Source organism: Alteromonas sp. 4NH20-0056, assembly GCF_057539655.1.
Genome location: NZ_BAAJLS010000002.1, coordinates 548,711 through 572,267 on the forward strand (window position 1 = coordinate 548,711; position 23,557 = coordinate 572,267).

General features: G+C 44.1%; 20 protein-coding genes. 8 read left to right on the forward strand and 12 right to left on the reverse strand.

The features are described from left to right. Nucleotides 1-78: 78 nt before the first annotated feature. The gene (locus tag AC27EZ_RS05930; protein ID WP_487134495.1) at nucleotides 79-1,158 is read left to right on the forward strand and encodes an ADP-ribosylglycohydrolase family protein; all 1,080 of its coding nucleotides are present in this window, start codon (nucleotides 79-81) and stop codon (nucleotides 1,156-1,158) included. A 55-nt stretch (nucleotides 1,159-1,213) separates the two neighbouring features. Here the strand turns inward: AC27EZ_RS05930 and AC27EZ_RS05935 are convergent, their stop codons facing one another. From AC27EZ_RS05935 to AC27EZ_RS05970, 8 genes are all read right to left on the reverse strand, one after another. Further along, the gene (locus AC27EZ_RS05935) at nucleotides 1,214-2,203 is read right to left on the reverse strand and encodes a Gfo/Idh/MocA family protein (protein ID WP_487134437.1); all 990 of its coding nucleotides are present in this window, start codon (nucleotides 2,201-2,203) and stop codon (nucleotides 1,214-1,216) included. Between the two features lie 149 nt (nucleotides 2,204-2,352). Continuing rightward, nucleotides 2,353-3,699, reverse strand: coding sequence for an MATE family efflux transporter (locus tag AC27EZ_RS05940; protein ID WP_487134438.1), 1,347 nt, complete (start codon nucleotides 3,697-3,699; stop codon nucleotides 2,353-2,355). A 10-nt stretch (nucleotides 3,700-3,709) separates the two neighbouring features. Beyond that, nucleotides 3,710-4,189 (reverse strand): glycosyltransferase, encoded by a 480-nt coding sequence (locus tag AC27EZ_RS05945; protein ID WP_487134439.1) that lies wholly within the window; start codon nucleotides 4,187-4,189, stop codon nucleotides 3,710-3,712. Then, a complete protein-coding gene (locus AC27EZ_RS05950; RefSeq protein ID WP_487134440.1) occupies nucleotides 4,186-4,629 on the reverse strand; it encodes a hypothetical protein in 444 nt (147 codons plus the stop codon). The genes AC27EZ_RS05945 and AC27EZ_RS05950 overlap by 4 nt, the downstream gene beginning before the upstream one ends. Nucleotides 4,630-4,832: 203 nt before the next feature. Beyond that, entirely contained in the window at nucleotides 4,833-5,789 is a 957-nt protein-coding gene (locus AC27EZ_RS05955) for a glycosyltransferase family 2 protein (protein ID WP_487134441.1), read from the reverse strand. Then, the gene (locus tag AC27EZ_RS05960; protein WP_487134442.1) at nucleotides 5,789-6,889 is read right to left on the reverse strand and encodes a glycosyltransferase family 4 protein; all 1,101 of its coding nucleotides are present in this window, start codon (nucleotides 6,887-6,889) and stop codon (nucleotides 5,789-5,791) included. Before AC27EZ_RS05960 ends, AC27EZ_RS05955 begins: the two co-directional genes overlap by 1 nt. 23 nt (nucleotides 6,890-6,912) lie before the next feature. Continuing rightward, the gene (locus AC27EZ_RS05965; protein ID WP_421132386.1) at nucleotides 6,913-8,178 is read right to left on the reverse strand and encodes a hypothetical protein; all 1,266 of its coding nucleotides are present in this window, start codon (nucleotides 8,176-8,178) and stop codon (nucleotides 6,913-6,915) included. Continuing rightward, the gene (locus AC27EZ_RS05970; protein WP_487134443.1) at nucleotides 8,175-9,062 is read right to left on the reverse strand and encodes a sulfotransferase family protein; all 888 of its coding nucleotides are present in this window, start codon (nucleotides 9,060-9,062) and stop codon (nucleotides 8,175-8,177) included. The genes AC27EZ_RS05965 and AC27EZ_RS05970 overlap by 4 nt, the downstream gene beginning before the upstream one ends. A gap of 462 nt (nucleotides 9,063-9,524) precedes the next feature. On the opposite strand from AC27EZ_RS05970, the gene AC27EZ_RS05975 reads away from it, so the two are divergent. Genes AC27EZ_RS05975 through AC27EZ_RS05995 form a run of 5 tightly spaced genes read left to right on the forward strand, consistent with a single transcriptional unit; the run spans nucleotide 9,525 to nucleotide 15,865 of the window. Continuing rightward, nucleotides 9,525-10,421, forward strand: coding sequence for a hypothetical protein (locus tag AC27EZ_RS05975; RefSeq protein ID WP_487134444.1), 897 nt, complete (start codon nucleotides 9,525-9,527; stop codon nucleotides 10,419-10,421). A gap of 14 nt (nucleotides 10,422-10,435) precedes the next feature. Next, on the forward strand, nucleotides 10,436-13,261 hold the full coding sequence (locus AC27EZ_RS05980; RefSeq protein ID WP_487134445.1) for an SLBB domain-containing protein: 2,826 nt from the start codon (nucleotides 10,436-10,438) through the stop codon (nucleotides 13,259-13,261). A gap of 13 nt (nucleotides 13,262-13,274) precedes the next feature. Beyond that, entirely contained in the window at nucleotides 13,275-14,234 is a 960-nt protein-coding gene (locus AC27EZ_RS05985; RefSeq protein WP_487134446.1) for a hypothetical protein, read from the forward strand. Nucleotides 14,235-14,237: 3 nt separating this feature from the next. After that, nucleotides 14,238-14,876 (forward strand): hypothetical protein, encoded by a 639-nt coding sequence (locus tag AC27EZ_RS05990; RefSeq protein ID WP_487134447.1) that lies wholly within the window; start codon nucleotides 14,238-14,240, stop codon nucleotides 14,874-14,876. A 56-nt stretch (nucleotides 14,877-14,932) separates the two neighbouring features. Then, nucleotides 14,933-15,865 (forward strand): AEC family transporter, encoded by a 933-nt coding sequence (locus AC27EZ_RS05995; RefSeq protein ID WP_487134448.1) that lies wholly within the window; start codon nucleotides 14,933-14,935, stop codon nucleotides 15,863-15,865. Between the two features lie 47 nt (nucleotides 15,866-15,912). Here AC27EZ_RS05995 and AC27EZ_RS06000 read toward each other — a convergent pair whose 3' ends face one another. The 3 genes from AC27EZ_RS06000 to AC27EZ_RS06010 all read right to left on the reverse strand — a co-directional run bounded on the left by AC27EZ_RS06000 (nucleotide 15,913) and on the right by AC27EZ_RS06010 (nucleotide 20,088). Further along, a complete protein-coding gene (locus AC27EZ_RS06000; protein WP_487134449.1) occupies nucleotides 15,913-17,019 on the reverse strand; it encodes a PepSY-associated TM helix domain-containing protein in 1,107 nt (368 codons plus the stop codon). Nucleotides 17,020-17,081: 62 nt separating this feature from the next. Continuing rightward, nucleotides 17,082-19,226, reverse strand: a complete 2,145-nt coding sequence (locus tag AC27EZ_RS06005) for a TonB-dependent siderophore receptor (RefSeq protein ID WP_487134450.1) — start codon at nucleotides 19,224-19,226, stop codon at nucleotides 17,082-17,084. 358 nt (nucleotides 19,227-19,584) lie between these two features. Further along, nucleotides 19,585-20,088, reverse strand: coding sequence for a retroviral-like aspartic protease family protein (locus AC27EZ_RS06010; protein ID WP_487134451.1), 504 nt, complete (start codon nucleotides 20,086-20,088; stop codon nucleotides 19,585-19,587). Nucleotides 20,089-20,442: 354 nt separating this feature from the next. On the opposite strand from AC27EZ_RS06010, the gene AC27EZ_RS06015 reads away from it, so the two are divergent. Both AC27EZ_RS06015 and AC27EZ_RS06020 read left to right on the forward strand, forming a co-directional pair. Beyond that, nucleotides 20,443-20,805 (forward strand): hypothetical protein, encoded by a 363-nt coding sequence (locus AC27EZ_RS06015; RefSeq protein ID WP_487134452.1) that lies wholly within the window; start codon nucleotides 20,443-20,445, stop codon nucleotides 20,803-20,805. Nucleotides 20,806-20,973: 168 nt separating this feature from the next. Then, nucleotides 20,974-21,984 carry a hypothetical protein gene (locus tag AC27EZ_RS06020; RefSeq protein WP_487134453.1) on the forward strand — a complete coding sequence of 337 codons (1,011 nt, stop codon included), beginning with the start codon at nucleotides 20,974-20,976 and terminating at the stop codon, nucleotides 21,982-21,984. A 47-nt stretch (nucleotides 21,985-22,031) separates the two neighbouring features. Here the strand turns inward: AC27EZ_RS06020 and AC27EZ_RS06025 are convergent, their stop codons facing one another. Next, entirely contained in the window at nucleotides 22,032-23,186 is a 1,155-nt protein-coding gene (locus tag AC27EZ_RS06025; protein ID WP_487134454.1) for an acyl-CoA dehydrogenase family protein, read from the reverse strand. Nucleotides 23,187-23,557 lie beyond the last annotated feature (371 nt).

Genomic DNA, 23,557 nt, shown 5'->3' on the forward strand with positions numbered 1-23,557 from the left:
CTGTACTACATAATATGCGTACTTTATTTTGGGTAAATAGAAAGGAGTGCGCGTTCACGGGAGTAAATCTTGGCCGCGATAACGTCACAGCAACTCACCGCGCGTGTGAGCGCAGCAATAAAAAATGCCTTCATTGCAGACGCTTTGGCAATGCCGGTGCATTGGTATTATAACCCTGCGGACATTTATAAAGCATTCACTGGTGGCATTCAGCAATTTGAAGATGCGCCGGCCTATCATCCTTCGTCTATTATGTCGCTTCATTCAACCCGTCAAGGCGGGCGCGCTGCGTCTTCCAGTACTGGCAGAAAAGACATCGTAGGAGACGTTATCCTAAAAGGGAAACGTCAGTTTTGGACAGGTGCGAATCAACATTATCATCAAGGCATGAAGGCTGGGGAAAATACACTTAATGCACACTGCGCCCGCTTAATGCTGCGATGTGTATCAAAAGGTTATGATCGTGATGCATTTTTAGAGGAGTATGTTGCATTGATGTGTGCCGAGAAGCCCGCGCATCCCGACACGTACGCCGAATCTTATCACAGAGGTTTTTTTGCCAATATGGTAACTGGCAAACCACTCCATAAATGTGGCGCGGTTACTCACGATACCGCATCTGTCGGCGGCCTCGTGACCATTGGGCCTCTTACTCTAATTAGCGCACTTAAAGGGGAAACGATAGAAGATACGCAGGCCTTAGCTCGAAATCACCTTGCCCTTACACACCCAAGCGACGAACTGGCAACAGTGTGCGACTTTTATGTCGAGTTGCTTTACCGATTACTGTATCGCAGCAATGAATCAGCACAGGACATCGTAAACGATATAGCAAAACGTTCAGCTCATCTTTCTCTTGATTCATTAGTGGCGAAACAAAAAAGCGATATAGAAGTCGTTGGCCGTCAGTTTTCTTCCGCGTGCTATATTTCAGGTTCTTGGCCAAGTGTGCTGTATTTTGCATATCGCTATATGGATAGTGCAGAAAAAGCGCTCATTGCAAATACCAACGTGGGGGGCGATAACGTTCATCGGGGGTTTGTGTTAGGTACAATCATGGGGCTTATCGAAGAGGCACCGATTAACACCTTATATCAGCAACTTACCGACGTAAAAGCAATCGATGCAGAAATTAAAGCGGCATGCGCACTTTCATAAGTGCGCGTTAGTTAGCGTTACGGTGCCTTAGTATTAAGCTTCTTGGCGTGAGCGCCTATAAGGCTTCGATATCAGAGGCATATTGAAGCCCCCACTGTGCCCTTAATGTGTCCATTGTTGCCATTACCGACACGGACTCTTTTGCGCTTAACTGCAGGCTTTCTGTTCGCTGGTTTGCTATGTCGCGGTGAAATGCCTCAATTTCTGGTGTAAAGTTTTGATCATCTGAGAAAGGGTACTCAAACGTTTCAGGTGCGTGACCGTTCTTATGAATACTGAACGATTTTGCTCCTAAAAAATTTGGCACACGAATAAAACCAGTAGAGCCACCAATAATTGCTTCCGTAGGAAGATGATGGCTAAATGAGCACGTAAGGTGTGCATGTTTATTATGCGGGTAATCGAGCAGTATAAATGCACGTTCATCCACCCCAGTTTCGCCAAGTACTACTGAACTTTTGATGGTTGATGGGGCCTCGCCAAATACGATATAGGCCATGGTGATAGGGTAAATGCCTAAATCAAGCAGCGACCCACCGGCGGTTGCTAAACTCTTTAGTCGGTGAGAGTTTGAAAAATCACCGGTTATTGCAAACGTGGCATTCAAGCTAACCACCTCACCAATAACACCCCGTGTAAGCGCCTCTTTCAGCGCCGTAATGGCGGGTAAAAAGCGTGTCCATACCGCTTCGACTAACAGCACGTTTTTATCTCTTGCCAACGCATAAAGGCGTGCTGCCTGCTGCGCGTTTACGGTAATCGGCTTTTCACAAAGTACATGTTTGCCGGCGTGTAAGCAGGCCTGCACGTTTTCATAATGAGCGTTGTGTGTGGTGGCAATATAAATTGCATCAATGTCAGGGTTAATCATTAGCGCATTGTAATCGCTGTATGCAGTTTTTATGTTATGGGCTGACGCGAATTGTTCTGCTCGCGTGCGATCTCTGGATGCACACGCTAGCACGTGTCCTCCCTCGGACGCCTTCATACTGCTCATAAACATCGACGCGATGCCGCCGCAACCAATTACTCCCCAATGTACCATCGTTAATTTTCCTTTTGATGTGCTTTTTTGTCCCGCGAAACACAAGATAATACGCGCTATTAAATAAAACGCAGCAAAGAATGTGAATAGCATGCCCCTTAAAACAAGATACTCAAGGAAGTAATAGCAAACGGTTACAACGTTATTTTTCAGGCCTTCCAAAATAGTAACGTATTGAAGCCGAGTTGCTTATTAACTTGGTATACACAAAGCAAATTTTGCGATGAAACCCCACATGCATATGCAACAGCGGCACCAATCACACCAAAAGCAGGAATGAGTGCCACGCCCAGAATAACGGTCAGTGCTCCACTGATTAACATGTTATCTCTGACTTTGACTTCATTGCCGGTCATGCTGAGAAGATACCCCACAGACCCAGTAGCAATATTTACAAACTGCCCCAACGCTAAAATCATTAATGCCGTTGATGCAGCAACAAACTCATCCCCAAACATACTCATTAGCCATTCTGGAAAAAGTAGTATGAATGCGGTGGTAGGCACAGCCACTATCATCATCATTTTTACCGACATTAAGGCTAAGCGCTTTAATCCATCATGATCGCCACTGTTATACATAACAGCAAATTTGGGGGCAGCAATACTATTTACGGCAAAAAGAATAAAGCTTGTCAGCATGGCGGTTCGTTGTGCGGTGGCAAAGAAAGCAATAGCTTGCGCATCTTCCCACACGCCTAACATTAATTGAGATGACCACTGAATAATTTGGTGTACGATAGCGACAGTCCACAGCGGCATACAGGTTTTACGCAATAAGGATGATGAGATAAAGGGGGTATCGTCAGAAGTTGATGAAGATGATGAAGGGGCTGACGAAGCGCTTGAGACTGACTGCTGCCAAAAAATACGCCCGACAACCACCGTTATCATGCTGGTGATGACGAAATATTTACTAAGGTCATACGCTGTAGTGACTGGGAAAACCAAGATAGCAGCGAGAATACCTGCAGGTAAGCAAACGCTAGAAACGAGCATAGACTTAGAAATACGCTTCAATCCTTGTAAGGCTTGCGCGTGAATAATATAAACAGCAATAAACGGGGCAGCGATCACCATCATTTTTAATACAGGCCCGAAGCCCGCGATGCTAAAAATTGAATCCGTTATCCACGCAGCATTCAACCACAATATCAACGCAACGAAAGCAGTAGCAAGCAGTGCCCAGCTTACCGCTTTTCGATAAACAGAGTGGACCTTACCAAATGCACCGCTAGCGTACTCAGTAGCAACAAATTTCACTACAGCCTGGTCTAACCCAACCCGACCAACCGTGGCGATGATAGTGACTAAGGTAAAGCCAAGAAAAAACAATCCCGCCTCAGATGCACCCACCGTTCTCGTTACCACTACATTCATGGCAAACAAACTCAGCGCAGCTAACATTTTAATAATAAGGCCTGCCGCACTGCCTAAGAGCATCTCTCTCATATGCGGCTCGGTAAGATGCGTTTTCCACTTGAGGACTTTATCCATAGCGATCATTTCACGCATCAGCCAATATGAACGTTTCTATACTTTTTAATAAATCTGGATTGGCATAAGGCGCGAGTGTGCCTCCGCGTAACGTTGTGACATTATCGAGCGACGTAAAAAGTTCGTTTTCGTTGTAAGTAACGTAGCACCCGTCAAAGTTTTCTAGGTTTCTGCTGGTTGCTAATTGGTGTTCATTTCGATGCTCACCTAAAGCCGCTATTCGTGGAAATACAATGATAGGTTTCGATGCGATAAGTGATGTGATAACCGACCCCATCGCGGCATGAGCAAGTACAATAGACGCACTTTCGAACTGTTCTTTGTATGCCTTCTCATCTAAGAAACGACAAAACTTCATATTCTTAGGGAGATACTCTCCTTTTCCTATTTGAGCGTATATCTCAATACTTGGATTTTGTTCCGCCCATACGTCAACTAACTGAATAAAGCGGTCAAACGGAAGTTGTGTACCAACGGTAAGAAAAATCATAATACTCTCCCACAAAACGAAGGGCCTGATGGCTCAGCCAAATTAGGCCATTGCGTTAACCATAAATCGGCAAATGTGCCCGCCTTTTTACCCGAAAGTGATAACTCTTCCGCATTGGCAATACTGTCAACCCAAATTGTTTTTGCGCCCATCAACTTACCTAACATCACCGCAAAAAAACCCGGTGCGGCACCGCTGGAAATAACCACGTCGGGGCGGTTGATTATCATTACCCAGCTCATTTGAAAAAATAAAGCGATAAGCTTTAGCTTTTCATCACCATTAGCATCGATGACATGACGAAAGTTCGTTCCCATCTCCTCGCGATACTGATTAGAAACATACGTAGTTTCGAATTGGTCGAAGACTGGCTTTAGTCTTAATAACTGAATTAAATGTCCACCTTGGGACGCAACTGCTAACACTTTTTTCTTTTTCATGGTAATGCCTCGGAGGGTGACGTTAAGTAAAGTCATTAACGTACTGGAAACTACATGAGTATTTGCAAGGCACGAGCCAACAATAAATAATCACTATTTATCAGAGTCTTGCGTAAAATAATTGCGATATCGAAATATGTTTTTGCAGAATGCAAAGTAGGAAAAAGCGGGTAATATGCAGAATGCAAAGTGCCTGTACAGGCTTAACAACGCTCGCTATAAGCAAAGCGCATTTTTTTACACCAAATATGGCGAATCAATTTGTGTAGGCTTACTACCGTACAAAAGTCAGGTAGCTTTCTGTTCGCTAGAAACAGTCTCCAACGCGCAGCGACCAGTGCATCTTCATTGACTTTTTTACGAAAGGTTATTGCATTGAGTATATCGTTGTCTGGGTGTGCAACACAGAGTACGTTTACTTTGAGCAACTCAAAAATATCGATTAACTCCTGAAGAAAGGCGACGCGATCTCGCCTCGATAAGGATTCTGAATGCTCTGTTCTGAAATATTTGGGTTGATTTGAAAATTGACATGTTGGGTTACGTAACAAAATTTGAGCGTACAGCAACAAATCTTCGCCACTGTTTACTGTTTCGTTAAACAACAACGTGGTGTCGCACAGTAACGAGCGTTTGAAAACAGGCTTAGTAGAACCGAGGCCTAGCTTTATAAAGTCGGCGGCCTTAATCGGGAGCACACCGTTAGGTGCACATAGATTGGTAAAACGTGAAATACCTGATGACTGCCCTTGTGTATGACAAATTTCATAGCTATCGACGACCATGTCCGCACCGTCGCGGGCCGCGACAGTAAGCAATGCCGCCAGTCTGTCCGGCGCAAAATAGTCATCAGCATCTAATACCGCTAACCATTCACTGCAAGCAGCCTTTATTGCAATGTTTCTTGCCGTGCTCGGCCCCGCGTTTTGCGGTGTACGTAACACTTTTACGCTTTCATCTTTATTAACGTACGACGACGCAATGGCGAACGTTTCATCCGTAGAACAGTCGTCCACCACAATGACTTCTACCTTGCACCGCTCTTGGACTAATGCTGACTCGATGGCTATCGCTATTGTATTTTGCGCATTATACGCTGCGATAATCACCGACACTGTGGGCAGCATAGAGGGTGCTATATCGCATGACCTTAACGCCACTATGCTGACTTGCCTTGCATTACGAGACTATTGAGCACGTCTTTAATCACACTTAAATTCGCCGTTGATGAATAAGCGGCATCGTAACGCTTGCGTGCATTTTTGGCGGTTAGCTCGATGAGACCGTCACATTTAATATACTTAGTTATCGCCTCAGCGAGCGCTTTATGATCGCCCGGTTCAATAAGAAGACCTGAAGAATCATCGGGAATAGCTTCTGGAATACCTCCTACCGTTGTGCTTAATACCGATAGACCCGCAGACATGGCTTCAAGAATAGCGATAGGCAGCCCTTCATTATGCGAAGGTAAAAGAAGTAAATCAGAGTCTTTCATCAACTGATATTTTTGTTCGCCTGTCACCCATCCAATCACGTCAAAATAAGCTGATAATTGCCTTTCTTTGATAACCGCTTTTAACTGCTCTATTTCTCCGTTTCCGCCTACCGTGATTTTAAAGCCTGTTACCCCCTGCGCTTTAAGCAAATCAACCGCTTCTACCAAATCATAAATACCCTTTCGCTGACCAATAAACCCTAAAAAAAGCAGTTTAATGTTGTCACGATGTGCAAAGCGCCTGTTGTCAAAAAGATTTTCGAATACTGGAGATGGGAAGTTGTTTATTACGCGGATATCCGCATTATTTGAAATCGAGCCTACATACTGCGCCCAGTAATCAGAGAGTACAAACACGCTGTCTGCTTTATTTAGCACGTATTTCACCAACCCTTTGTAAAAACCACCGGCACTGTCATAGACACGCGCAAACACGGAACCATGCAAATGAAATATCACCTTGCAATTAAACAGACGGCACACAAAGATAAAAAGCGCCTTTCTGTAGATACTGCCTTTATGCGAGCCATGTAAGTGGCACACTGCTATTTTGCGTTTGCACAATAGGCTTATGAGTGTAATTAACGCCATAACGTAGACATAGAAGCGGTGAAACATGCTTCCATCGTCATGAGACACGATTAAATAGCGCTGATAATCGTCATATACGCCGGCTTGAATATGGTTTTCAATCACTGCGTGAATACCGCCTCTAGCCCTTGTGCCTACAATTGCAATACCGTTACGTTGCGAATCATTGTTCATGATTATTCTCCTACTAGAGCCTGTTATACGCTCAAGACTGGTTGATTTTGTCTTGTTCGCCACCCGCTCGCTTTACTCTCAAATAGGGTGATGAACCAACCAAAAATGGTTAAGTGGTAGAGTGATTGTGCGTTTGATGACAACGCACTGGTTAGTAATAGTAAAAATAACAATAAGCTAGCCTCTGGGCGCTTTAACGCACAGACCATAAAGGTCATAGACAACAGCAAAAGAAAATACCCTGGAAGCCCTGTTTCGCCGATAACATGCGGCCAGTAGGTGTCGTAAAAGTACTGGCCTAACTTAATCCACCAGAGGTCTTTCATGGCGTTGTATTCGTAAACATTGGCAACATCTGCCGCGGCATGGCTACCAATAGTGCCCCAGCCACCGCCCCAAAAGTTACTTTCAAATAACACAAAAACCGATTCCACCAAGAAGATGACTCGTGGTGACTCAAAGTTTTCTAATATGTGCCATACATTGTTTTGATCTACGCTTAAGTAGCTGAACATCCACGTAAAAAAAGCAAATACGATGAGTGACAACATAAACCGATAATCGATGTTAAATACTCGCTGCACTTTTAGCGCGGTTAACGCCATCAACAACAGCATCAGTTCTAGGCGCTGAATGGAACACAGTACAAAAAAAATGCATAAAAACGTGAGGGTATGTCCGTAGCGAAGGTTGCCTCTTCGGTACTCGACACTGATAAGCACGGCAGCAATAGTAAAAAACAGTGCAGATTGCCCTGGGTGCCAAAACCACCCAACAAAACGAGGCACTAAACGCCCACCAATATGGCCGGGCTCGAAATGCCCGCCGCTTTTGAATACGGCATCATATGCGCCTGGCGCGCCCGCCTGAAATACAATAAGCACGATGCAAATAACGATAAGAGGCTTAATCACTTTTAGGGTGCGTTTTGTCCATATTTCGTCACAACGCACGACTGAAAAAAGCATGAGCATAGGGAAAAACTTTAGCTCGTGATAAAGCTGCACCAAAATGATTTTCATACCTTTTTGATTAGCTAGAGAGATGAGTATGCCGTAAAGCAAATATCCGATATAAAAAGCAGTTGCTGCCCACCACTGCGCGTTAAGTTTGGGCTTAATAACCGTTACTAACAAACCGATAGCGATAATGGGAAACAGCTTTTCGAACAAATCGAATGGACCGTATAAAGCAAGATTAACCTTTTTTACCATCAAGAAGATCAGTTCAAGAATAAACATCGTGAACAGAATATGAGGTACGATTGTTACTTGCTTTTCTTCATTCATAACTGATACAGCGAATGCAATAGTTGTGAATCTGGCGTATTCGGTAATATTTTGCTTTGTTCATCAGCAATAAGCGTTGAGAAGTACGCTCTGTCTTCCGGTGTAAGTTCTGGTTTTTTGCCGGTATTACGTTCTACCAGCGCACGCTTCAATGAAGTAACAAAGCGGTCTGGAAACAAACTTACAAACAAGGTTTTCGCTACCGACTGCCGCATCAGTACTTTTTGAAATGTTTTTGACCTCGGAACACCGGAGCGATTCGCGAAGTCTTGTGTCCATGCCATCTTGCTCAAGCCAATAAACGACGCCACTTCATCCATCACTCGCTGGTTATTTTTTGCGTAGTCGTGATAATTTATTACCATCAAATTATCTCCCAGTAATGCACGAGCAAACTGCGTGGCCTCGACAAAACGGCTTGACTGAATATTGCGCCATATTGGTAAGTAATCGCTGCGCTTACCCTGTAACTCATGGTCAATGGCTTCTTTAAACGTAAGCCTTTCTCGGGCATCGCGAACGAGATGCGCATAGGCTGAAAATGCTCTATCAATTGGGTTTCTCAGCATGATAATGTGCTTAGCGTTTGGGTACTGAGCATGAATACCTTTTAACACCTCGGGATGCTCAATAGACATTGCCGATCCATCGATAGATATCTTATTGGGTGAATACAATTCGTTGTAACGCGTTTCGTCAGTCACAAACATTTGACTCACTGTGTCGTTATCAGCGACACCACAAAATTGCGCGCCCATGACTTTCGAAAAGTGGTAGTGAGGCTCTTTACGCTTCGTTTTTGCAACATCGGCATGTTGCATTAGCTGGTTATACAAACTCGTCGTTGCACATTTTGTAAAACCTAAGATAAACACGTCTGGCACATTACACCTCATTCTTTTTTAAAACAGCGGTTGCTAAGGCTATTGCTAGAACTATGCCAACGACATTAAACACGCTCCACCCCTTGAATATACTGGCCTCAAGAAATTTTCGTAGCCAAATCTGTCATTTTGAAAATGCGATTATTAGCAATATGCAAATATCCAAAAGCAAAATAGGAAAAAGGCTTATTTTCTCGCTTTGCAAAATAGAAAAACCGATTTTCAAATGAAAAAACAAAACATTTTTACAAGAAATAGACAATACATATCAATAATTTACAAAATAGCGGTTACCTAAAATCGATGTTTTATTAAAAGAGGTTTAGTTCTTGCTGTATCTAGACAGAAGCAAACAACGTTGTGACAAACGTTTACATCTGGAAAGGGGCGAAAACAATGAGATTTCAGTACTGCATAAAGGTAGTTTTCTCGCTAGTACTTATTACAAGCCTCTGCGCTTGCATGGTGACTGAGGACCTGATGCATGTCCCTGCGCACGACAATATGACTGAAGTAAGCGAATACGATACGCGCTTGCACAACCAATCTGTACATATCTTCAACCCGATGGCCATTGACGCCCGGGTAACACAATTAAAGTTAAAACCTCGTGTTGCGCATATTGTGTTGGTGGCCGACCAAAGCTCAGCATTAAACGATACATTTCGAGGCCTAGATAAACGTTACTATGCAAGAGAAGTCATTAGACGTTTTGTAAAGACCATGCCTGACCAAGCATTTAGTAGCACAATTATTACGTATAACGATTCGCCTACCCTTCAACTTTATGCACCGTTTGATGCAAGACTAAGCATCAAACCGCACTACCCTCATCAGTTAGTGCAATCTTTAGGGGATTACAGAGCCTCGCAACATATCGAAGTGCAGTCGTTATCACTTGCACTAGATTTTGTTTCTGAACTGGTTGGTAACTTGCCCGGACCATCGGCAGTAGTTTTGGTCACTGACTGGGCGCAAATCGACGAATCTGTTGAAAACGCAGTGATGCGCATGCGCCAACGCGTAACATTCAATGCTAATGCGCATGTTGTCGTACCTAACTCGACATCGGTGGCATGGCCAAAGAGCTATTCAGGGCTTTGCTTTTACACCATAGGAGTAGGTAACAAAATGTCGCGCAGTCGTTTAGAAAGTGCTGATAGCTGCGGCTTCTCTTATGCTGTCGATAAAATTGCGCAACCTAGCAACATGGCTAATTTTGTCGAGACCGTTTTATACAAGGGGCCTTCTGATAGTGACAATGACGGTATCTACGATTATCAAGATCGCTGCCCTTCTACGCGACCAGATAAGCTTGTTGATTACAGCGGATGTCCGCGATTCCCTAGCCATTACTAACGGAGCAGTAAACCATGAAATTAATGAGAATATTGACCATCGGTTCATTGCTTGTCAGCGCCGCATGTAACGTTAGCATGGCGCAGGTTGAAAGAATGGGCGTAGCAACGTTAGAAGACAAGCAGCGCCGAGATGCGATTGTATCGGCTCAAACTAGCGAGGCGACGCTTGATAAGCCAAGCTTTCAAGTGACAATTCAACCCGATGAGAATGCGGTAGATATTGCACCGTCACAATTGGAACAAAACGTGGCAGCCTCACTTCGCCCAGTGACGCTTGAAGAAGAGATTCAGCAACAACGTGTACAAAGTACGCTTGAACAATACGGGTACGATATGTTCGCGGGTATTTCAAATACCTTCGCGCCAGTCTCCGACATGCCTGTGCCTTATGACTACATCATTGGTCCAGGAGACACGTTTGCGGTTCAAGCTTTTGCGGCAACGAACGTGCAGTATAATTTAACGGTTACAAGAGATGGGCATCTTCTTATTCCTGACGCCGGTGCAGTGACGGTAAGCGGTTTAACCTTTGAAGAAGCGAAAATGGCAATATCAGAGGCAATAGAAACCAAGCGTATTGGCATTAGAACCCTTGTGACACTATCAGAATTTCGCTCTATTCAAATAATGCTTGTGGGCGAAGTGGCGAAGCCTGGTAGTTATTCGGTAAGTGGTTTTTCTACGTTGATAAACGCACTATCGTCTAGCGGTGGCATAAAACGCTCTGGTTCTTTACGCAACATCCAAGTAAAACGACAAGGTAAGCTGGTTGCAACATTTGACCTTTATGCGTTGCTTTTAAAGGGCGACGACAGCGCTAATATTTACCTGCGCCAAGGTGACCTTATTTTTGTTCCGCCGGTTGGCTCAACCATTGGTATTGCAGGGGAAATTCTTAGACCCGCCATTTATGAAGTGGCAAAAGAAAAAACCGTTGAACAAATTCTTGCGCTAGCAGGCGGTCTTCTGCCAACAGCCAACACACAAAATGCGCAAATTGAACGGGTATCGCAAAACGGTACTTACACGCTGATGCAAGCGAATTTCGATCAAAACGGAAAGAACCTAAACGTTAAAAATGGTGATTTAATTAGAGTATTCCCCGTTTTAAACAAAATGGATGACGTAATTCTACTTTCTGGCCATGTATTAACACCAGGTGGCTTTCAGTGGTTTAGAGGCATGAAAGTGTCAGACCTAATTCAATCTAGGAATGTACTTAGACAAGGCGCAGAATTTAACGCTGCGGTAATCCAACGTGAGAACCGTGACGAGAAACGTACAGAAGCAATCTACTTTAACTTATACAACGCCATTACCGATACAGACTCAAGTGACAATATAGCGCTTCACCCTAGAGATCAGGTAATCATCTTTGATACCCATTCGCCAAGAGCCGGTCAGCTATCCAAAATGGTATCAAGAATGATGAATGAGGCCACTGCAACCGCTCCTGCTAAGGTGATTGATGTAAAAGGTGCGGTTCCACACCCTGGTAGCTACCCGCTGCATGCAGGCACGCGTCTTCTCGATATGGTTGAGTATGCTGGGGGATTAGAAGCAGATGTAGATCTAAATTATGCGCTATTGGCGCGTACTGATTTACGCACCGATCGCCTCTATTTCGTAAAGGTTTCGTTAAACCAAGCACTCAATAGTCATCACGATCATAACCCCGTTCTACAACCTAAAGATAAAGTGTATTTGTTCAATAAAGATATTGACCGTGCCAGCTTAATTAAAACCCCTCTTGAACGGATAAAGCGCGAGACGCGATTTGGTCAACAGGTGCCTGTTGTCAATGTAAGTGGGTCGGTGTTTCACCCCGGTGCTTACCCTATGGTGGCGGGCATGAGGGTTGAAGACTTAATCGAAGCTGCAGGCGGTATGAAAGAAGAAACATACGGACTTGCCGCTACATTATCGCGCCAAGTGTTAATGGACAGTGAGTTTAGCCGCACTGACTCAAGAGCAATCAGCCTAAACAAAACTAACGCGCTATTAGATACAACCGACCTTATTCTACATCCAAACGATCACCTCATACTGCGCACGAAGCCAGAATGGGTACAAACGCCTAAATTCGTCCAGATAGAGGGTGAGATTACGTTTCCTGGAAAGTATCGCATTGATAAACGAGAAACCCTTTGTTCACTAATGCAAAAAGTGGGTGGGTTTACCGAAGATGCTTACCTTTTTGGCACCGTTTTCCTTCGTGACAGTGTTCGAGCGAAAGAGCAACAAGCGCTCGATAGAATGTTCGACCAATTAGAGCGTTTACTTGCCGACTCTCACATATCACAAGGTGTGAATAAAGATGAGAAAATGCCAAAAGATCAACGCGCAAAAGACATCTATGATGTGCTCAAAAAAATGGCTCCGGAAAAAGCGGTGGGCCGAATGGTGGTCGATGTTAATAGTGCGGTGACACAGTGCGATGAAGCGTCTGACATTGTGCTTGAAAATGGCGATCGTATTATTGTTCCTAAGTATCAAGATGATATCAGTGTGATTGGGCAAGTCTATTTTCCCACCTCGCACAAGTATCGTTCAGACCGCGCTGCGTTGGATTACATCGGTCTTAGCGGCGGAATTAAAGAGCTTGCGAAGTACGAACATGCTTATATTGTTCAAGCCAACGGTGAAGTCATGTCAGTCCGGGCGAACACGTGGGGGTGGTTTAAGTCTCCAGCGAACGTAAAAGTCACGCCTGGCTCAACGATATTTGTGCCGCTAAGCGTTGACCGTATCAACGGAAGAGAGTCAGCAGAAAAGTGGGTAGATATTCTTTACAAAAATATCATTTCAACTGCAATGCTAGCCAACTTGCTTAATTAAGCGGGAGCCACTTATGTCAAACCGAAACGATACAACACAGCATGTCGCAGAATACGAATTGTTGCTTAAATTTACTTACCAACTCTTACGCTACAAGTTTCGTATTGCGCTTGTTGCAATCGTGGGAGCCGGAATTGTATTTGGTTTATCGTTATTACTTAACAACAAGTATTCTGCACAGGCCACCGTTGCAATTAATATCAGCGAAGATCCCGGTGGTGTCCAACCCAATAATTATCGAGGTGCGAATACTATTGGCGTCCTAGAATATGACTTTATCATCGACGGTATTCAAGCTAATGAGCGAGAAAGACTATTAGCAAGAATGGATTCGTTTGGGTATATAAGCGCGTTTATCGTAGAGCAGGATTTGCTTCAGTATTTATATAAAGAAAATTGGAATGCCGATACCAATGAATGGATCAACGACTTTGAGCCCGATATGCGAGAAGCAGTTAAGAAATTCAAAACTGATTCGTTATATGTTTTTACTGACAAAAAGACCGATTTACTCAACATCCGTTTGACCTCTGAGTCGCCCGAATTTTCCGCAAGGCTAGCGAATGCTTTTGTGAGATCGTTCAACGAGTACTTACGCTCGCTCGACCTTGAAGAAATAACGAATAGAAGACGCTATTTAGAGCAACGTCTTAGCGAGATAAAAAATTCTGAAATTCAACGGTCTATTTTCAGGCTGTTAGAAACGCAACTTGCTGTTGAATCGCTTATTAACGCCCGTGCCAACTACCCACTGGAAGTTATTCAGCCTGCCACCGTTCCCTTATTTGAATCGTTTCCTGCGCGCAAGCAGTGGACTGCCATCACGCTTGTTCTATTGGTATTTTGCGGTGTGCTATTTGTCGTTTCAATGAACGTATTCACGGCTTTAAGACGAGATTTAAAAGATTATGCAGAAAGACATGAGCCAAAGAAACTCAACCCACCTGCGCCCACTTATTATGCTGGAGAATAAATAATGGAAAATTTAAGACAAAAAATAAGCGCATGTCGGTTCGACAATTATATATTTGGATATGCCACACTGTACTTCTTCATGGTAGCTCCGCCGCGCTCGTTTAAAATAAAAGCACGGCAACTAAAAACGCAAGGTGAATTGGCAAACCTATCTACGTCAATGATTATGGCTATTGAATTGGTCGTGCGCTTTGCCATTGTTCTGGTCATGGCAGCAAGTATAGAAGGGCTTATTGGCAATACGCTTTATGAAACAAATCGCCTAGATATATTTTTTGGTGTGCTTATGTCGATAGGCACAATTCACAGCATCGCGTTTTACGTTATTTTTAGCAGCGCGCAGAAAAGCAGTACACTCACCTTACTGTATCGGCTTATACGTAATTCAGGTTATGCGCTGTTAAGTGGCTTTATACCTGTCATTCCTATTCTTATTGTAAAATGGGTACATCAACGCCCTCCATTTGAAGATGGCATTGCGCTTCAAATTTACAGTGGGACAGCAGTATGCTTTTTGCTGATTGGAATAGCTGAAGCGAAAATCATGAACCGTATGCCGCTAGGCTCTACAAGATGGAACGGTGAAAAAGCCTCAAAACAAAAACAAATAAAAGAGACTATATTGCACATTAATACATAAGCATTATCAAAAATTTGATAATCTGATACGTAGACTCACATTATCGCCATTTAGCAATGCTTTCATTTATAACAAGCACATTATTCCCTGTAATTATTTTACTCTTGTTAGGGTGGTTTTTTTTTCGTATCAAGTGGCTAAACGATGGCTTTATTGAGTCGAGCTCTACGTTGGTATTTAACGTAGCCCTTCCCGCTTTACTGTTTTTGTCCATAAGCCAATCCGACTTCTCTCAAGCGGCTAACCCTACCCTTATCGCCATCGGCTTAAGTGGTACGCTTTTCATGTGCATCATGCTAATGCTTGTTGTCCAACTTAGCGTTTCACAAAAAAGTGCAAAAGGGGTTATTGTTCAAGGCGGATTTAGAGCTAATATGGGTATTATTGGTCTTGCGTATGCGGCCAATACATACGGTCAGGACGGTTTAGCCGCCGCCTCGGTTTACATGGGCTGTGTCACCATTTTATACAATGTAATGTCCGTCTTTGTTTTGAACTTCTACCAAGTAGGATTCATTGCTCCCATACATCAACTGAAAGGCATAGCAAAGAACCCGCTCATCATCTCAATTGTTGCAGCCCTCCCCTTTTCGTATTATCACTGGCAGTTGCCTGAGGTTGTACTTCGTACTGGTGAATATTTTGCTCAGCTAACCCTTCCCCTTGCACTAATTTGCACCGGCGCCTCGTTACAATTTCGTTCATTTTCTAGTGATTGGTACAACATCACGTTAGCAACGGTAAGTAAGTGTATTGTCTACCCTGCGCTGTTAGTCAGTATCGCGTATCTATGTGGGGTTCGAGGCATGAACTTAGGCGTAATTCTTTTGCTTTCTATCGCCCCAACTGCGGCGGCAAGTTACATCATGGTACGAACTTTAGGCGGCGACCACAGGCTCGCCGCTAGCATTATTGCGGTAAGCACATTGGTATCGCTTCCCATCACCGCAATGGCTTTTGGCACATTGTCGGCGCTGGGGTTAGTGTAACCCTGCACAATGACGTTAAGTACTTTTTAAGTTTGCCCGTTTAATTATTACAAGAAAGTCTTTTGCAGTTTGCCACCTCTTCGTTGCTTTTTAGGTGACCTCCTAAACAGGTAAAAATACAGGCCGGTTATGGCAAGTAACACGGGGCTTAAACCCAGTACACACCACAGTATTTTACTGGCAATGCCTGCAAAATAGCCAAAGTGCAGTTTTCTAAACATATCAACAAATACTGCCCAGCCCGACTCCTCTCTTACATCAAATGTGGCCAGTACCTCGCCTGAGTCGCGGCTATAGGTAACTACCGAGGAATATTCGCTTGAAAGATACGGCTTGTTAGGCACCTCGCCAAACACATTAATGTGCGCTTCTGGCTCGTAGGGAAAAGTAAGATAAGTGGGCCGGTGACCGTCAATAGCGTTAGACGACCCATAAACCAGCTGCTGAAAATCGAGATTAGGGCTGTAAATGGCTTCGGTAACATAGGCGTGGTCATCGCCATGCTCTAAGGTTTCGTGTATCACTTCAGAGGCATTCCAATACCCCCCAGTAAACGCCAAAATAAGCAGCACCGGTGAAGATAATATGCCTATGAGCTTATGCACATCGCTAAAGAAGATGCGCCTTGCCGCATGCACGCGTAGTGTGAACAGTTTAGTCCAAAACTTGCGATGCAATACAATGCCTGTCACGCCAAGCACTAACAGCATAAGCGAAAACACAAATCCGAGTGATGTGCCTGCCACGCCCATCAAAAAGGTATAGTGTAGCGACAGTAACCAGTCGGTAATATCATGGGTTACCGGCACCGGAGTAGATAGTAACGTTGCCGAATACTGGTCGACGTAAAGCTTATACCATTCGCCCTCAGACTTACTGATAAGGTACGCCGCATCGCTGCGCTGCTTGTTATCAAATAGCTCCCAACTTCCCAATACAAAATCAGGATGTGTGGCTTCTACTTTGCTAATTAACTGATTTAAGTTTGCACGAGACTGGCCTTCTTCTGCCTGCACGCTCATGTGCGAGGGCATCAACCATGTATCAATTTCTGACTTAAACACCAAAATGCTGCCAGTAATTGAAATAACAAAAAGCGGAACCATTGCAATTAGCGCCGTAATGGAATGCCATTTAAACAGAGTTTTGCGCATATCTACCTTCCATCTTTAGCCATGTTCCCCCTAGTGGGGGAACGCGGTAAGTCGTTATACTATTACAGCGACCAGGTTGCGCTTAACATGTAGCTTGCTGGTGCACCGTAAAAACCTTGGGCCCAGTACAAGCTATTAATGTACTTTTCGTCTGTAACGTTGTTGGCGTTTAAGGCAACAGAAAAGCTATCAGACACGCGGTATCTGGCCATTAAATCAATAATGGTGTATGCATCTTGGCGTGTAGTAATGGTATCGCCTGCGTTTGCAAACCCTTCACCCACAACACCCTGCACTCGTGACGTGTCGTCTTGCCAGCGGGCGTTTATCCCCACAGACAGTTTGTCGAAACGTGCAGGCGTGTAGGTTGCCGCAAACTTAAGCAGTCGCTCTGGCGTGTAGTCGGCCACCAGCTCATTGCCATCAATGGTGAAATCGGTATAACCAATGCTGGTTTGAAGGCCTGGTAATAGCTCGCCAGCCACTTCAAATTCATAACCACTAGATTCTATGCCAGTAGCGCCAACAAAACGCTGTTCGCCGGGCGGTAAATCTGCTGTTGCTGGATCGGGTATGGCTAAGTTCTCTTGCACAATGTCGAAGTAAGCGACCGTGGCAATAAGGCGGTCTTCAAAAAACTCGCTTTTAAAGCCCACTTCTTTACTCTCGCCTACAATAGGTGCCAAGGTATTGTTGTTAATATCTAGCTCGGTTTGAGACAAGAAGGTTTCTGTGTAGCTGGCATAGGCAGAAATGGAATCGTTTAGTGCATACACCACCCCAACATACGGGATGAACTCACTGTCTTCAGCGTCTTGCGCTATATCGTACGACATGCCGCTGGTATCCCATCTGTTCTGGCGACCGCCGGCGGTAATGTGCAAATCATCTGTTAGACTAAAGCGAGTAGTGAAATACACTGCCGACTGCTCGGTATCAACATCGGCGCCCGTCAGCCCATCTTCAAGAGTAGGAACGGGTGCATTGCCACCCCATGTTTCAAGCGCTGGCATTGCAGGAAAGCCATTGCCCGTTGTGAAATCGTATAACGACATATCTTCAAAGGTCATAGAGGCATGGTTAAGGCCTACTACAAACTCGTGCGAGCGCCCAAAAAGATTGAAATCTCCAGTAAGGTATACATCAATTAAATCGGTTTCTTCATCGTGATCGTACTCGCTGGCATAACCGGTAAGACCAAGGCCCGTCTCGCGATTTGGTGTGCCAAATACATAAAACAACTTTGAGTCTTCATCGGTCACTTTGCGAGAGTAAGTAGCGCGCATGTACCAGTTGTTAGCAAACACGTGGTCTAGCTCTATTAAGGTATTGTGTTTTTCAACATCCCAGTAGGCCCAATCGGCAGAGGTATTGGTAGATACATCAAAATTAGTGGCTGTGCCGTCAGAATAAAACAGCGGGTTAGCGCCCCAGTTATTACCGTCGGCATTGTTGGTGTGATACGAATGACTTACCGAAAACGTAGTGCTATCTGAAATATTGTACTCTGCAAACAAGTACGCCACGTGGCGCTCTTGCTCGTAACGGTCGAGATAAGACTCTTGCGACTGAGATACCGCCACGCCGCGAATACCAAAATCTTCATTTACGCGATACGTGCCGTCTACTTCCACGCGGCGGTTGTCCCAGCTGCCTACTAAACCTTGCACGGTTAAGCCGTTTTGCATTCCAGGGCGCTTGCGAATAAAGTTTACCGTAGCAGACGGGTTGCCCACGCCAGTCATTAACCCATTTGCACCACGTATAATTTCAATGCGATCGTAAATGGCAGAGTCTTCGTCGCCGTGGTTATTGCCTCGAATAAGCGGCAGGCCAATACCATCAATTTGGAAGTTGTTAATGTCGAAACCGCGTGCGCTGTAATAGGTACGGCTGGTTTCTACTCGTTGTACATTAACGCCGGTGGCGGTATCGAGAACATCGTTAATACCATTTAGCTGATAGTCGTCGAACTGTGCACTGGTAATAACCGATACAGATTGAGGGATGTCTTTAATGGGCAAGTTAATGCGCGACGCACCACTGGCCTTATGCGCTCCGTACCCTTCAATGTAAGAGCCTCTTACTTCAATGTTTTCTATTTCAGAGCTATCGATATCAGAGCCGTCTATTTCAGAGCTTGTTTTAGCAAATGCTGAGTGCGTTGTTGCTGATAATATTGCTAACGTAATAAGTGACCATTTCATAAAAAACCATTTCTATCGTGTGATTGTGTCTAAGGCGGTAGCATTCTACCTACTCGGAAATAAATGTAAATAGCAATCATTATCATTTGCTTGTGCATTTTTATTTATCTAACTAATGAACAGTAAAAGATAAAAAGATGGGAGTCTGTAAAGTTGAACAACTAAGTGTGAAAACGCCGCTGTAAAAGAGACATACGTCTACGTATGTCCACACTGAACTGTCTAGTAAATCGGTGATCATTCATACCGGCGATGCAGCCTTATTTAGGGCAGCCCGTCGTTAGTCCTTTACGCTAAGAATGTAGCCATAACGTTTTGATAAAGGTGATACAAACAGGAGGTTAGAAACTAAGGAATACTATAAATTGCTTGAAGCAGCCTGATTACGTGCTAAAACAGGGATTGTCGATATATCGCATTGGCTTAATGTGATTTGTGGAGGTGACATCTGAATACCGAAAGGTGCTGCGCGGCTTAATACCTCCATACCTAAAATATTGTGTTGGTTTTTCATCACCGCCACACTCACATTTTCAAAATGACATTCGTCACTCAAGGACAGTAAAGGTATGGTATACAGCTTTACTTTTTGTTTACTGCCATTGGCAAGCTTCGCAATAATCACTCCACTTTCCTTTACCGACTGTTTAGCCTTTAGCGCCTCAAATGTCTCACGGTTAAGGACGGTGAGAGACGACCCCGTGTCTATCAAATACCGAGCTTGTTTTTGATAATGAACTGAGCTCTGAAGATAAAGCGTGCCGCCATCACTGCTTACCAGGGAAAATGCATTGGCCTGCACCATATGGCTCTTGGTAAGTGCAAGAAACAACATGACGAACACTAGCGTAATATGGCGCATAACGTATCTCTGTCTAACGTTTAAGTAATACGTTGACCAAAGCATCACCCCATTTTCAGGCGCAGGTACGTAATTACTAACCAATAATACGAATAAACAAAGCAATATAAACGCCAAAAAATAACACATTGATTTACCATAGTATTATGATGTACCACCTCTTTAGGGTGCACCGCCAACGTACCGAGCAGCACCATCTTTGTGCAATATGGGAAAGCGGTTACCAAAAATACTTCCCAATATCACCAATGTGATAGTAATTTACTATCACGAGAATTCGTTAATTCTTAGTGAACAAAGCGTACAATAAGTCCGTAGTAAGTACGTTATCTATAAGTAAACTAAGGACACGTTATGAAGAAAATGATATTGCCTTTGATACTCGCCTCGTCGGTTTCAATGACCTTGTTTTCAACCAGCGCCATTTCGGCGACTAACGATAGCGCCGTAACAAATAAAGTAATGGTGGTAGAACGTAGCGGCAAGCCCCCGTTCAAACGCACCTTTGTAAATGCAAAAGAAGTAGATGTTGCACAGTTTGAAACGATGAGTGAAGCGCTTCCGTGCGAAAAAAGAGTATCGGTAACGATGCGAGGCAAGCCTCCATTCAAACGCTCTATTGAATGTGTGCCAGTGGTTAATATGGCGCAGTTCGAGCAAACTGACGACGCGCGTTCAACCGATTTCAGAGGTAGCCCTCCGTTTAAGCGTCATTAATAACATTACCGTAGCTTGGGCGGGTGATAATTTTCCGCCCAAGCAAACGTCATAATCTTTATACTCTCGACTGTTCTACATCACCTTGTTACAAATCGTTGCGCATTTAATTAGTGATAAAAAACATAATAAACATTACCTTATAGTAAAAGATAACAAGGAAATGTTGTGCGCAAACCTATTCGATTCAGACTTATCTATTTGCTTATCGCCATATTAACGTATGTGGCGGGGTTCACTTTTATACCAGACACCATAGCGTCCTCACGAGATACCTTTATCTCAGGCGTTTTTCTGTTTTTCTATTTTGTTTTGTTACCGTCGCTTTTTTGGTATTGCGTAATAAAGGTTGGCCAGCAGAAACGCTGGAAAATCATTATTCCGTTAAGTGTGGCCAGTGTAGTAGCGCGTTACTCTATGCCCCCTTCTCTCGCTGCCTATTTTGAGTTTCTCAGTTGGGCACGCTACCCCATTATTGCTATTTTACTTATCATTGAATTAGCAGTTATTTATCACGTGGTATCCATGCTTTGGAAGTCGCGAAAAATCAGTGGAGACCCGCGGGTTAATGCTCTCATTAATAACGCAGATAACGATGATAAAAAGCGAGAACTAGCATTTATGATGGCCAGTGAGCCAGCAAGCTGGTATTACGCTATCCCTCGATTCTCCAAAAAACATATATCGGCAATATCGAATCTATCATTACGTAGCGCCTCGCGGTGGCATATTACTTTGGTCGTGATAGGTCTATTCACTGTAACCACTATTAGCTATGCATTACTTATGCAGTGGAGCGAGCTGGCGGCCATTATCGTATCGACATTGATTGGTTATGGCATTATTTCTCTTATCGCAAGCCATCGAATCAGCAGGCACTATTCAATATATATCCATAACAACCACCTTGTGGTGAATGCTACCTTTTTTAATTTACTGTTAGCGCCAGTTTCTCAGATCAACGCGTGTGAAACAGGAGAATGGCAATGCCACAAAGAACAGTTGAAAATAGGGCGTGGTACATACGCTAATATCAAGCTGACATTCTCCAAGCCTGTATTGTGGTTCACTATGATGGGCATATTTAACGAGAAAATTGATGAAGTATTTCTATGCGTTGATAACCCCAACGCGCTGATGGCATCGCTTTATAAATGCGAGGCAAGTAACGAAGAATAGTATTGGAATGTAAAGCCGACAAATTGTCGGCTTTCATTGTTGCAATGCTAACGCCCTAAAATTCCGCGGGCTATTACTTCCTTCATGATTTCAGAGCTGCCCGCATAAATAGTTTGTACTCTAGCATCACGATAAAAGCGAGAGATTGGATACTCATCGGTGTAGCCGTACCCACCAAACAACTGTAAGCACTCATTCACCATTTTTAACTGCATTTCAGTTGCCGCTAATTTCAACATTGCGGCATCAGTTACAGTCATCTCCTCTCGGCTAAACTTATCCATGTGCTTTTCTAATAACGCCCGACACATCTCTAATTCAGTCTGGCACTCTGCTAATTTAAAGCGCGTATTTTGAAACTGGCTTACGGTTTGCCCAAATGCTTTACGCTGAGTAACATAATCAACAGTAAGATCTAATGCGCCTTGCGCATGTCCAATTGCTTGCACAGCACAGCCCAATCGCTCACGAGGCAGCTCTTGCATTAGGTATACAAACCCTTTTCCTTCCTCGCCAAGCAGTGCGTTTGCTGGTACGCGTACGTTATCGAAGAATAACTCACCCGTATCGCTGCTATGTTGACCTATTTTGTGAATAGGCTTACCGGTGGAGAAGCCCGGCAAACTAGTATCAACAAGGAATAACGATACCCCTTTCGCCCCCGCTTTAGGATCGGTCTTAGCACAAACGATGATCATGTCGGCCATAGTACCGTTAGTAATAAATACCTTTGAACCGTTTAAAATATAACTGTCACCGTCTTTAACCGCCTGCGTTTTCATTCCGGCCACATCACTTCCCGCATTAGGCTCAGTCATCGCAAGCGCAGTTAGCACTTCGCCTGTCACCATCTTGGGAAGCCAGTAATCTTTCTGCTCTTCGGTGCCGATATTAAGCACATAAGGTGCAACAATGTTAGCGTGAATGTTATACCCGGTCGCCAAGCTATGTAGACCTAGTCGGCACATCTCTTCTTGAATCATTTGGCACACATCGAAACTCGTTGCAGCCGCGCCGTATTTCTCTGGCATATCAACGAGTAACATTCCCGCCTGCCCCATGGTATGCCACACTTCACGTGGCATACGATGGTCGTCTTCCCATTGCATATAATGGGGCAAGATTTCCTGCTCGATAAATCGCAGTACCATGTCTTTGAACATAGTAAGTTCTTCATTAACCAAAGCATTGTTTGCAGACATCACGGTTCCTCTTAAAACACTGGCGCTAACTTCACAGTTGAACTCACAAGAATATAGCCATAGCGCAGTCAAAATGACGCATTGACTACAGCGTTGCCAACTGAGAGTTCACAAAAAATTTACATTATGACAAGTGTAGAGCAAGCTTTTGCAAGGTTCGAATGATGTTTTTCTAGTGTGCCGAATCACTGAAAGTTATTGATCTTTTTGCCTGCAGAGTTATTAAGGCAAAGCGGCCTTGTGGCGAATTTTTGCAGCGCAAACCATATTTTGTGCGAGCGCACTACCCCGACGGTCAGCGTATTGACCGTCAGAGAAAGCCCGCTGTTAAGTGAACGCTGTTGACAACCTGCCCTTTTATAGCAAGGTTA